The organism is Vreelandella aquamarina, from assembly GCF_900110265.1.
Lineage (GTDB): Bacteria > Pseudomonadota > Gammaproteobacteria > Pseudomonadales > Halomonadaceae > Vreelandella > Vreelandella aquamarina.
Genome location: NZ_FODB01000049.1, coordinates 19,726 through 30,915 on the forward strand (window position 1 = coordinate 19,726; position 11,190 = coordinate 30,915).

The window sequence follows — 11,190 nt, forward strand, 5'->3', positions numbered from 1 at the left end:
TAATGAATAGCGAATAGCCTGGCCGTAGCCAGGCTATTGTTTAAGAGGTGCGTCATGGCTCATCAAGCACAAATGCGTATTCCCGCCACCTATATGCGGGGCGGCACCAGTAAAGGGATGTTTTTCACTTTGAGTGACCTGCCCACCGCCGCTCAGGTGCCGGGTGAAGCGCGGGATAAGCTGCTGCTGCGGGTGATAGGCAGCCCCGACCCTTATGAAAAACAAATTGATGGCATGGGGGGCGCCACGTCCAGCACCAGCAAAACGGTGATTCTCTCGAAGAGTGACTCGCCCGATCACGATGTGGATTACCTATTCGGCCAAGTCTCGATCGATAAACCCTTTGTGGATTGGAGCGGCAACTGTGGCAACCTATCCGCGGCGGTAGGGCCTTACGCTATCGCCAATGGCTTGGTCGATCCCGCTAAGGTGCCTCGAAACGGCATCGCGGAAGTGCGTATTTGGCAGGCCAATATTCAGAAAACCATCGTTGCCCAAGTACCCATGGCGGAGGGTGAAGTGCAAGAGACCGGTGATTTCGAGCTGGATGGCGTGACCTTTCCGGCGGCAGAAATCCCCGTCGCGTTTATAGACCCTGCCGATGGTGAGGGCGCGATTTTTCCCACCGGTAACGTGGTCGATGACCTAGAGGTGCCGGGTGTTGGTGTGCTGAAAGCAACGTTGATTAATGCCGGTATTCCAACGGTGTTCGTCAATGCTGAGGCGCTGGGCTACACCGGGTGTGAGCTGCAAGAGGCGATTAACGGGGATGCCAAGGCGCTGGAGATGTTTGAAACGATTCGCGCCCACGGGGCCGTCCGCATGGGGCTGATTAGCCATGTGGAGGAGGCTGCCAGCCGTCAGCATACTCCCAAAGTGGCCTTTGTGGCCCCCGCAGCTAGCTATATGGCATCGAGTGGGAAAGCCGTCAATGCTGAAGATATTGACCTAGTGGTGCGGGCGCTCTCGATGGGCAAGCTACACCACGCCATGATGGGCACGGCGGCGGTCGCTATTGGCGCGGCAGCGGCGATTCAGGGTACGTTGGTGAATTTAGCGGCCGGTGGCATTGAGCGTGAAGCGGTGACGTTTGGCCATCCTTCAGGGTCACTTCGGGTTGGGGCGAAAGCCAGCCTGGTAGACGGGCGCTGGCAGATTGATCAGGCGGTAATGAGCCGCAGTGCACGAGTGTTAATGGAAGGGCGAGTGCGAGTGCCCGGCGATACAATTTAAGCGGCTTGTCAGCACCGCCACCGCCGATGTGTAACCGTGCGGTGGCATGTGGTGGGTTGCTTTTTAAATTTACTCTTCAAATTTGATTTGATCACGCATACGGTCAACGGTGGCTGGCCCAATGCCGTTCACGCGGGTCAGGTCATCGGCATTTTCAAAGGCACCGTTGGCTTCGCGCTCTTCAATAATCGCTGTCGCGCGGCTTGGGCCAATACCGGGCAGCTCAGCAAGCAGTTCCTCATCGGCACTGTTGACGTTAATCGGCGCAATGGCTTGAGCCATCGCTGTTCCTGATAGGCCAAGGCTGAGGCTAATAAGTAGTGCGGCTGCGATACGCTTAAACGTTGTCTGCATCGTTAACATCCTTCTGTTTTTTCCATTGAGCCAGTCGCGTACTCAGCACGAAAGGCCATGAGCGCAGCGATAGGAGTGAAGCTTTATTCGCCGCCTTAGTTGAAATTAGCATTTAGAACAGTGAATGCTGTAAGTCATCGACGATGGTTTTTGTAAGCCTTTTGCTACAGGGGAATGGCCAATCGCTTACACTGCAAGCTCTGTGGGGCTGGTACACTAATCAATACCCATCGCGTCAATGGCGCAATTTCCCTTTAAGCGTTCACGAACACGGAGTAAGCGCGTGTCCACCGATTCCCCACTGATTATTGCCCTGGATTACCCTTCGCTTGATGCAGCTCTGTGCATGGCAGACCAGCTTGACCCTACTCGGTGCCGTCTCAAAGTCGGTAAAGAGCTGTTTACGCGAAGTGGCCCTGCCGTACTGGAAGCGCTCCATGGACGTGGTTTCGATGTGTTCCTGGATCTTAAATTTCACGATATTCCTAATACCGTGGCCAGTGCTGTTCAGGCGGCGGCAGAGCAGGGTGTTTGGATGGTAAACGTTCACGCCTCTGGCGGGCGCAAAATGATGGAGGCAGCGGCAAAGCGCTTATCCGACCATCAGCTTACTACGCACTTAATTGCGGTCACGGTGCTGACTAGCATGCAGGCGGAAGACTTGGCGGATGTGGGCATTACTGCAAGCCCTGCTGAGCACGTCATGCGCTTGGCAGCCCTGGCCCAGCAAAGCGGATTAGACGGCGTGGTGTGCTCGGCGCAGGAGGCGGCGCAGATCGAGGCGCAGTGCGGCAGCGCATTCTTAAAAGTAACGCCCGGTATTCGTCCTAGCTTTGCGGCGGCGAACGATCAACAGCGCATCATGACGCCTGCTGACGCAATGCAGGCGGGTAGCACGCATTTAGTGGTAGGTCGTCCGGTCACGCAAGCAGAAGACCCTATGGCAGCATTAGCGGCTATTGAGGCCGAGCTGGCAGGTAGGCAATAGCTATTCGCCCTCGACGCCGGTGATCGGTTTAATAGTGCCCCAGCGGCGGCAGCTGGGGCACTGCCAAGCCAGACTGTCGCTACTAAACCCACAGCGGCGGCAGCGATGGCGGGGGCGTCCCTTCAGCAGGGCATCGGTATGGTGTTTTAGTAAGAGGAGTCGGGTATCCGGTGTGGCTTTACCAGCGAGCCGTTCACTTTCCAGGTAGAGATCAACTAGGTAATCAAGCCCTCCTAGGCTGGGCGCTTCACTCAGCCACTCGCCGGTTCGCTCGATAGCGCTGTCTACTCCATCTCTTTGATGAACGAGTTCCCCTAGCGTCACAATGACGCTGGTATACGGCGCTTGGCCTAGTAGTTTATACAGGTGGCTTTCCAGACCGGGTAAGTTGTTATTGCGGGTATAAGCGCGCTGGAGCGCTGGTAGCATGGTCGGTACGTGAGCGATATCCTGCTGGGGTATATGATTAAGCCGCTCGATAGCTTTTGCATAGTGACCATTATCCATCTCTAATTCAGCCAGCATTAAGGTGGCGCGAATACAGCGCTCATCCAACTGGAGCGCTTTTTTGAGGTGCTTACGCGCCATTGCGCGGCTAGATTGATCAATTTCCTGTTGGGCAAGTTCACAGAGCCAGTGTGATGCAGGGCGGCGCATGGCGGGTTGCTGCTTAATCAGCGGTTGAACAACGTCTAGCGCGTCTTGCCACTCTTTTTCTCGCTCAAGTAAATCAATCAGCAGCCGCTTCGCTTCTAGACGGAGCGCTTCGTTCACCGAGTGTTCTAGCAGGCTGCGCAGTAGCCGCTGGGCTCGGTCGTGCACACCCAAGGCGATAAAGTCGCGGGCGAGCTCAAGCTGAATGATTTCATTAGTCGTGGTAGAGAGTGCTGGGCGGGCTAGCAGGTTTTGATGAATGCTAACGGCTTTATCTGCTTCACCGCGGGCACGGAAAAGCTTGCCAAGGGCAATATGAGTATCAATGGTGTCGCTATTAACATCCAATGCATGGATAAAGGTGTTAATCGCTTCGTCGGGCTGCTCGTTCAGCAGATAGTTCAGCCCGACGAAGTATTCCCGTGATAAGCCGGGAGTACGCGAGGCGGGGGAGTGCTGCTGGCGGCGGTAGGCGTAACGGATGCCTAGGCCAAAGCCGATGGCAATGGCTGCCAAGAGTACGCCTAGCAGCACAGCATCATGCATTTACGCCAGTTCCTTCAACCCCTGAGTGCGTAACCGGTCTAGCTCTTTGCGCTGCTGTTTATTGTGACGCTCACTGCGGGTAAGCCGTGCTTTCAGGCGAACATAAACACCCAGCATGGCCAGCATGCCGACAATGACGCCCACCGCTAGGGTGGCTAGTAGCCATACGGAGAGTGATACGGCAGGCAGTTCAGCCCAAATTAGGTTTAAGGCAATGGCTTGCTGGTTATTCACAGCAAACAGAATGCCCACCAGCATCACTACCAATAAAATGACGGCCAGAATCAGCCCTTTGATCCAACGCATGAGAGTTTCCTAATCAGTGACGTTCACGATGATGCTATTGTGTCTGAGTCTGGGCGCGACGTCATCCCGCAGAAGGTCGGATGGCGCTATTAACTCGCTTTAGTAACCTAAAGCGCGGCTCGCATCGACTTGTTCGCGCAGCTCCTTGCCCGGTTTAAAGTGCGGTACGTATTTGCCGTCTAAATCTACCGGGTCGCCGGTTTTAGGATTACGCCCCGTGCGCGGCTTGCGATAATGAAGCGAAAAGCTGCCAAAACCACGGATCTCTACTCGTCCTCCAGTGGCGAGAGCATCGGTCATATCATCTAGGATAATACGCACCGCTGTTTCGACATCCTTGGCGGATAGCTCCGGTTGACGCATCGCAATTTGTTCGATTAGTTCAGACTTGGTCATCGGTTGGCTCCCTGCGTTTAAAGGCCGTAATGCACATGCGACCTCGATAACTTTGAAATCAGCATACTGCGCATAACCGCATAAAACAATTCAGATAAAACAAGGTACTAAGCAAGTTAGTACGAAGCTGATTAACAGCATAGGCGAAGCTTGGCCCTGGCGCGACCCCACAGCTTCGGTATACTGGCTTTTCATTTTCATCTACTCGGAGAGGCTGACGTTGAGCGACGATACTTCCCCCGCCGCTGTGCTTCGTAAGCGGCTTTACTGGCACTCCCGGCGCGGTATGTGGGAGCTGGATCTGCTGTTAATTCCCTTTTTAGAAAAACGCTTCGACACGCTGAGCGAAGAGGAGCAGTTGACGTATCAGCGTTTGATTGAAGAAGAGGATCAAGATTTGTTCGTTTGGCTGATGCATCGTGAGTGGCCTGAAGACCCTGACTTGCGCCATCTTGTGCAAATGATCGTTGAGCATGCTGAAACCACCGATAACACTGCTTATCGCACGCTCTAAGCTGGCAGGCGGGCTTTGCGGGGCGTTGGTGCTGGGGCTGGCGATATTAGCAGGTTGGGCGATAGGCCATTGGTTAGGGGGATTAACGCTAAGCATTGGGATGGCGCTGGTGTATTGCTCCTATAGTGCGCAGCCATGTGGGGCGCTGCAGCTCACCAAGAACGGCAGCCAGATAGAGGGATGCTGGTTGCTAGCCACTGGAGAGGCGGGGCCGACATTAGGAGTTAGCTGTGACTATCTAGGGCCTTGGCTAGTAGGGCTTCGTATGGGATCACAGCGTCTCTGGTTATGGCCAGACAGTCTCCCAGGTGACAGTCAGCGCGCCCTGCGCCGATGTTTCCATCGGCCTGGTCGATAGTTTGGCAGGGCGTTAGTGCGGAAGCCCTGCTAAACGCAAACTATCTAGTGTCAGTTGAGAAGGGGCGGAGGTGGCCTGATGTTCTGGCCAGTCAATAGAGTAATGCAAGCCCCGAGACTCGTGGCGTTGAGAGGCGGCCAGCACAGTGAGTTGAGCAAGCATAATGGCTTGCCTTAGTCGCATACTTTCTGGGTGCGACATCGCTTTATCTAGCTTTTCCAATTCTTTTTTGATTTCTGCCAGTGCTTCACTGGCGGCAGCAAGGCCTTGGTCGCTTCTTACTATCGATACGTATTGACTCATGACGCTGCGCATCTTAAAGCGAAGCTTTCTAAGTGCCTCTAGTTCCACGTTAATGCTGGGCTGAATGATAGGTGCTTGATGATCATCCCCTGTATTCAGCGGCTCATTGGGTGGCGAGGGCAAGGAGAGCAGATGCCGGGCGCAGCTACGCGCATAAACCAAACACTCAAGCAGCGAATTGCTAGCCATACGGTTTGCGCCGTGGAGGCCGGTGTAGGCCGTTTCGCCAATGGCATAAAGGTTGGCAACGTCGGTAGCGCCAGCGTGGTCGGTAGCGACGCCGCCACAGCTATAATGGGCGGCGGGCACAACGGGGATCGGTTGGCGCGTAATATCCATTCCCCGCGAGGCGCAATGAGCCAAAATTGTAGGGAAGTGATGGCGTATAGAGGCTTCTCCTAAGTGGCGTATATCTAGCCAGACGTGCCCCAGCGTGCCTTGCTGAATCTGTGCATCAATGGCTCTGGCCACCACATCTCTAGGCGCTAGCTCGGCACGTGAATCGAGGTCGGGCATAAAACGATGGCCAGCTTCGTTAAGCAGGTGGCCGCCTTCACCGCGCACCGCCTCGCTAATCAGAAAGGCTGGGCCATCCGGGTCGAATAGGCAGGTAGGGTGAAACTGCTGAAGCTCAAGATTGGCAAGCGTTGCTCCCAGCTCAGCCGCCATCATCATACCTTCGCCGCTGCTGGGTGCTGGGGTGGTGGTGTGCCGGTATAACCCGCTTGCGCCGCCGGTAGCGAGAACGGTGTGATGGGCATAAAACGCTTGTAGGCGCTGCTCGCTATCGACACCTTGGGCGCCAATGCAGTGGCCCTCAGCGTTACTCAGCAGGGTGAGAATGGTCAGGTCGCTGCGCTGAGTAATGCCAGGGTGGGCGGAGACTTTATTGACCAAGGTTTCAACTACCGCACGACCGGTGGCGTCATCGGCATGAATAATGCGTCGCGCGTTGTGCCCACCTTCTCGGGTCAGGTGGTAGGGGTAGCGGGCACTTGGGTCCGGGTCGGGCGTAAACGGCACACCGTTGTCAATGAGCCATTGAATCGCCTCAGGACCATGGGTGACGGTAAAACGAACGGCGTCTTCATCGCATAGTCCATCGCCAGCGATGAGGGTATCGCGTACATGGTCGTCGAGATTGTCATCCGGAGAGAGCACTGCCGCAATGCCGCCCTGTGCCCAGCGGCTGGCTCCTTGATCATCCAGTGCCGGACGTACCAGCGTGACTGACAAGTGGTCAGCAACTTCTAGCGCTAGGGTGAGGCCGGCGACGCCGCCGCCGATAATAAGTAGGTCGGTTGTTGGCGTGCTCATAGGGGCCCGCTCCTTCTTTTTGCTATCAAAAGCTGCGCGCGCAACACGCTTTCACAGGGAGGATGGCATCATAGCGTGACCACTGGCGCTTAGCGATGGTGTAGGCAAAAAAGCGAAAGGTAACTGATCGGGTGGGCGTTAAACACAAAAAAGCCGCGTAGATCAGAAGATCTCGCAGCGTCATGTTCTTACTAACAATTCATGGTGCCCGGAGCCGGACTTGAACCGGCACGGAGTTGCCTCCGAGAGATTTTAAGTCTCTTGCGTCTACCAATTTCGCCATCCGGGCAGTGTATCGGCGCTTTAGCAGCAATCGCTACACTGACAATGGAGGCTGGAGTCGGAATCGAACCGGCGTACACGGAGTTGCAGTCCGCTGCATAACCACTCTGCCATCCAGCCTAACAAGTCATTGGTGTTAACCAAATGGAGCGGGAAAAGAGATTCGAACTCTCGACCCTCGCCTTGGCAAGGCGATGCTCTACCACTGAGCTATTCCCGCTCGACTCGAGGGCGAATTATACGCATCGCTGCGCGCTTGTCAAACAATCAATTTATCAACGGGTTCAAAGAGCTACTGTGCTGCTGACATTTATGCTGCCTACATTGAGCGACTAAGGTGCGGCCAAGCAGCTTTTAGATACTGAGCCATTGACCAAAGCGTGAGAGCAGCGGCAGCGTACAGAACAACCACGCCCAGTAGCGCGATTTCGTGCCCTGGCGGGAAGGCCAGCAGCACCAGAATGGCGACCATCTGCAGCGTGGTTTTTAGTTTGCCAACCCAAGAGACTGCCACCATGCCGCGTTTACCCATTTCGGCCATCCACTCCCGCAGGGCTGAAATAACGATCTCACGACCGATAATCACCAGTGCGGGCAGCGTCAGGATCAGCGTGTCGAAACGCTCAATTAACAGTGCAAGCGCCACGGCGACCATAAGTTTGTCTGCCACAGGGTCTAAAAAGGCGCCGAAGGGTGTCGACTGATTCCAGCGGCGGGCCAGGTAGCCATCGAGCCAGTCGGTGACCGATGCTAGGGCAAATAAACCAGCGGCAACCGGCATGCTCCAACTGAAAGGTAGATAAAACAGTACTACCAGTAGAGGGATAAAGACGATTCTTGCCAGTGTAAGTATGTTGGGTATATTCATCGCAGGGCGCGATCCTTGCCGGAGAATCATGAAAGTCGGAGTGTAATGTGCGGGTTATTCTATCCCCCTTAGCGCATTGCATCCATGTTAAGAACAAGTTTATCCATTCAGTGCCGTATAAATGGTCTCTGCGAGGGCTGCATTAATTCCGGGCACCCTGGCTAGTTCATCACGGCTGGCCTTTTGTACGCCCTGTAGGCCACCAAAAAAGCGCAGAAGTTCACGCCGCCGTTTAGGGCCTATGCCAGGAATATCCTGCAAAGTAGACGTGCGTCGCGCTTTGTCTCGCGCTGCCCGGTGGCCTGCAATCGCAAAGCGGTGGGACTCATCGCGGATATGCTGGATTAAATGCAGTGCCGGCGAAGCCGGATCTAAAGGTAGCGGGTTATCGCTGGTCTCTAAGAAGAGAGTTTCCAGCCCGGCCTTGCGAGTGGTTCCTTTGGCAACGCCTAGTAGGATGATGTTGGTGACCGAAAGGTCGTTTAGTACCCCGCGTGCCATATTGAGCTGCCCTTTGCCGCCATCCACAATCAGAATATCGGGGGCCACTGCTTCTCCGTTTTTTACCCGCTTCAGGCGCCGCGTCAGCGCTTGTTGCATGGCGGCGTAATCATCCCCTGCTGCGATGCCTTCAATGCGGAAGTGGCGATAGTCACTTTTACGCGGGCCTTGGTGGTCAAACACCACGCAAGACGCCACGGTGGCTTCGCCCTGGCTGTGGCTGATATCGAAACACTCAAGCCGCTCTGGCAGTTTTTCCAGTCCCAGCGCTTTTTGCAGTGCCTCAAACCGCTGAGTGAGCTGGGTTTTATTGGCCAGCTGTGATGCAAGCTGCTGCTCGGCGTTGGTCATGGCGAGGTGCTGCCATTGGGCGCGATGCCCGCGCACTTGGCTTGCTACTCTGACTTTTTTGCCTGCTTGCTGAGAGAGGGCATCGGCAATCAGAGTGCTATCTTCCAGCGGGAGGCTAGTAATTACTTCTCGGGGTACGTTATGCGGCTGGCCAAAATAGTATTGACTAACCACTTCGGTCAGCAGCATTTCTGGCGGCAGGTCTAGATCATTCTTTGGCGTATGGTGCCGAGCGCCCAGTAGACGACCATCACGCACGCTCAATATGGAGATGCCGAGTGCGCCAGTGCGTTGGGCTAAGGCGAAAACGTCTGCGTCGCCGCTCTGGTTATCCACAAACTGGCGCTGCTGCAGCTGGCGTAGCTGCTGGATTTGGTCGCGCAGGCGTGCGGCCTCTTCAAAGTTGAGCGCTTGGCTGGCTGCTTCCATTTCTTGGGTTAATAGCTGGGTCACGTGCTCGCTTTTGCCTTCTAGGCACATCACCGCATGTTCCACATCCCGGCGATACTCCTCTTCTGAGATGTAATCAACACAAGGGGCGCTGCAGCGCTGAATTTGATACTGCAAGCAAGGGCGAGAGCGGTGGGCAAAAACACTGTCTTCGCAGTTACGGATGCGAAAAATTTTCTGCATCAGTGTCAGGCTCTCTTTTACGGCCCCGCTGCTGGGGTAGGGGCCCAGGTAGCGGCCATCGTCGCGACGCTGGCGTGCTCGCTTATATTCCAAAGCGGGGTAGGGGTGGCGGTCAGTGACAAACACAAACGGGTAGGATTTATCATCCCGTAGCAGGATGTTGTAGGGCGGGCGAAGCTCCTTAATTAATGTTTGTTCAAGCAGCAGTGCTTCGGTTTCGCTACGGGTGACCGTAATTTGAATATCGGCAATGCGTGCCACCATCGCCTGGGTTTTGGTATTGAGCTGGCCGCGGAAATAGCTTGCCAGTCGTGCTTTCAAACGCTTCGCTTTGCCGACATAGAGCGTGTTTTGCTCCTCATCCAGCATGCGGTAAACACCGGGTGAAGTGCTGACAGAGCTTAAAAACTGCTTGGCATCAAAAGTCATAGCTGGGCATTGGAGCTCTTAAACGGCAGAAGCTGCGATGGTAGGTCTATCCCATAGTGGCGTCAAAACCTTCGACTAGACCGTGGCGTAAGGCGAGATGGGTCAACTCGACATCACTGGTGACATGTAGCTTATCAAACAAGCGATAACGGTAAGTGTTAACAGTTTTAGGGCTAAGGTGTAGACGGTCAGAAATATCTTGTACTCGCTGACAGTTGACGATCATCAAAGCAATTTGTAGCTCGCGATCAGAGAGCTGGTTAAATGGGCTATCTTCGTCAGTGAAGTGGGCGAGTGCTAGCCGCTGTGCAATTTCTTGGCTTATATAGCGCCCGTTGCGGAAGACTTGGCGAATGGCATCGGTCATTTCCACCGCATCAGCCCCTTTGCTTAAAAAGCCCGATGCACCGGCTTCAAGCATGCGCCTCAGGACGCTGTCCTCTAAGTGGGCGGTAAGAATGATAACCTTAATGTCAGCCAGGGTGCGATGAATACGCCGTGTGGCTTCTAGCCCGCCGATACCCGGCATACGAATATCCATGAGGACAATGTCGGGCTTTAGTTGTCGGCACTGGGCGACGGCGCTCTCTCCATCATCCACTTCGCCCACAATTTTAATATCGGACTCTTCGTTTAGCAGGTGGGCGATGCTGGTTCTCACCAGGTGGTGATCATCGGCAATTAAAACGTTGATCAAAGGTCTGGCTCCTGCAGGTAATCATCGTGGACTCAAGCGATACGCACGCTGCGAACCTATAGAGTGCCACAGCTCTCAGCAAAGGAGAATTAGATGATGCTGGTTTGCTTTAATGCTTGACTCTTACAGTGCTGTGAATTAGTATTCGCCCCGCTGCACGAAACTGGCAGCATGTGGGGCCTTAGCTCAGCTGGGAGAGCGCAACACTGGCAGTGTTGAGGTCAGCGGTTCGATCCCGCTAGGCTCCACCAATATTTCTAAACGCTACGTTATTTATAACGTGGCGTTTTTTTTATGGTGCGCCAGGCATGGCGCGCAGCGCCAATTAGGCGCTATCCGGTCCGCCGTGGTGGTTGGCCGGATGACTTGGGGGTGAAAGTCCCCTACGGACCCTGATAGCGGGAACCGTTAGCTGAACAGCAAGGGTGTTCGTCGTGAGGCGGAATCTGAAGGAAGCTGT

At 54.8% G+C, this 11,190-nt stretch carries 11 protein-coding genes and 4 tRNA genes; 4 read left to right on the forward strand and 11 right to left on the reverse strand.

The window, feature by feature from the left end; all coding sequences use genetic code 11:
• Window positions 1–54: 54 nt before the first annotated feature.
• Complete coding sequence (gene prpF / locus BMY49_RS13175; protein ID WP_089675772.1) at window positions 55–1,233, forward strand: 2-methylaconitate cis-trans isomerase PrpF; 1,179 nt, start codon at window positions 55–57, stop codon at window positions 1,231–1,233.
• Window positions 1,234–1,302: 69 nt separating this feature from the next.
• Here prpF and BMY49_RS13180 read toward each other — a convergent pair whose 3' ends face one another.
• On the reverse strand, window positions 1,303–1,587 hold the full coding sequence (locus tag BMY49_RS13180; RefSeq protein WP_044628113.1) for a ComEA family DNA-binding protein: 285 nt from the start codon (window positions 1,585–1,587) through the stop codon (window positions 1,303–1,305).
• 283 nt (window positions 1,588–1,870) lie between these two features.
• On the opposite strand from BMY49_RS13180, the gene pyrF reads away from it, so the two are divergent.
• Entirely contained in the window at window positions 1,871–2,575 is a 705-nt protein-coding gene (pyrF, locus tag BMY49_RS13185) for an orotidine-5'-phosphate decarboxylase (protein ID WP_044628112.1), read from the forward strand.
• Here the strand turns inward: pyrF and lapB are convergent, their stop codons facing one another.
• From lapB to BMY49_RS13200, 3 genes are all read right to left on the reverse strand, one after another.
• Window positions 2,576–3,775: a lipopolysaccharide assembly protein LapB gene (lapB, locus tag BMY49_RS13190; RefSeq protein WP_044628111.1), complete on the reverse strand. Its 1,200-nt coding sequence runs from the start codon at window positions 3,773–3,775 to the stop codon at window positions 2,576–2,578.
• Entirely contained in the window at window positions 3,776–4,081 is a 306-nt protein-coding gene (locus BMY49_RS13195) for a LapA family protein (RefSeq protein WP_074210773.1), read from the reverse strand.
• A gap of 99 nt (window positions 4,082–4,180) precedes the next feature.
• Complete coding sequence (locus BMY49_RS13200) at window positions 4,181–4,477, reverse strand: integration host factor subunit beta (protein WP_044628109.1); 297 nt, start codon at window positions 4,475–4,477, stop codon at window positions 4,181–4,183.
• A gap of 220 nt (window positions 4,478–4,697) precedes the next feature.
• Between BMY49_RS13200 and BMY49_RS13205 the strand changes: the two genes are divergently transcribed.
• Window positions 4,698–4,991: an FAD assembly factor SdhE gene (locus BMY49_RS13205; RefSeq protein ID WP_044628108.1), complete on the forward strand. Its 294-nt coding sequence runs from the start codon at window positions 4,698–4,700 to the stop codon at window positions 4,989–4,991.
• Between the two features lie 370 nt (window positions 4,992–5,361).
• On the opposite strand, the gene nadB is transcribed toward BMY49_RS13205, so the two are convergent.
• The 7 genes from nadB to uvrY all read right to left on the reverse strand — a co-directional run bounded on the left by nadB (window position 5,362) and on the right by uvrY (window position 10,730).
• Window positions 5,362–6,969, reverse strand: coding sequence for an L-aspartate oxidase (gene nadB / locus BMY49_RS13215; RefSeq protein WP_089675773.1), 1,608 nt, complete (start codon window positions 6,967–6,969; stop codon window positions 5,362–5,364).
• 202 nt (window positions 6,970–7,171) lie between these two features.
• A tRNA-Leu gene (locus BMY49_RS13220) sits at window positions 7,172–7,258 on the reverse strand.
• Between the two features lie 39 nt (window positions 7,259–7,297).
• A tRNA-Cys gene (locus BMY49_RS13225) sits at window positions 7,298–7,371 on the reverse strand.
• A 25-nt stretch (window positions 7,372–7,396) separates the two neighbouring features.
• Window positions 7,397–7,471, reverse strand: a tRNA-Gly gene (locus BMY49_RS13230).
• Between the two features lie 99 nt (window positions 7,472–7,570).
• A complete protein-coding gene (pgsA, locus tag BMY49_RS13235) occupies window positions 7,571–8,119 on the reverse strand; it encodes a CDP-diacylglycerol--glycerol-3-phosphate 3-phosphatidyltransferase (RefSeq protein WP_044628106.1) in 549 nt (182 codons plus the stop codon).
• A gap of 99 nt (window positions 8,120–8,218) precedes the next feature.
• Entirely contained in the window at window positions 8,219–10,033 is a 1,815-nt protein-coding gene (gene uvrC, locus BMY49_RS13240) for an excinuclease ABC subunit UvrC (protein WP_089675774.1), read from the reverse strand.
• A gap of 46 nt (window positions 10,034–10,079) precedes the next feature.
• Entirely contained in the window at window positions 10,080–10,730 is a 651-nt protein-coding gene (uvrY, locus tag BMY49_RS13245; RefSeq protein WP_058576295.1) for a UvrY/SirA/GacA family response regulator transcription factor, read from the reverse strand.
• A 175-nt stretch (window positions 10,731–10,905) separates the two neighbouring features.
• On the opposite strand from uvrY, the gene BMY49_RS13250 reads away from it, so the two are divergent.
• A tRNA-Ala gene (locus tag BMY49_RS13250) sits at window positions 10,906–10,981 on the forward strand.
• The last annotated feature ends 209 nt before the right edge of the window (window positions 10,982–11,190 follow it).

Coding starts and splice junctions, on each gene's coding strand:
- prpF (WP_089675772.1), top strand. CDS start 55: ATGGCTCATCAAGCACAAATGCGTATTCCCGCCACCTATATGCGGGGC.
- BMY49_RS13180 (WP_044628113.1), bottom strand. CDS start 1,587: ATGCAGACAACGTTTAAGCGTATCGCAGCCGCACTACTTATTAGCCTC.
- lapB (WP_044628111.1), bottom strand. CDS start 3,775: ATGCATGATGCTGTGCTGCTAGGCGTACTCTTGGCAGCCATTGCCATC.
- BMY49_RS13195 (WP_074210773.1), bottom strand. CDS start 4,081: ATGCGTTGGATCAAAGGGCTGATTCTGGCCGTCATTTTATTGGTAGTG.
- BMY49_RS13200 (WP_044628109.1), bottom strand. CDS start 4,477: ATGACCAAGTCTGAACTAATCGAACAAATTGCGATGCGTCAACCGGAG.
- nadB (WP_089675773.1), bottom strand. CDS start 6,969: ATGAGCACGCCAACAACCGACCTACTTATTATCGGCGGCGGCGTCGCC.
- pgsA (WP_044628106.1), bottom strand. CDS start 8,119: ATGAATATACCCAACATACTTACACTGGCAAGAATCGTCTTTATCCCT.
- uvrC (WP_089675774.1), bottom strand. CDS start 10,033: ATGACTTTTGATGCCAAGCAGTTTTTAAGCTCTGTCAGCACTTCACCC.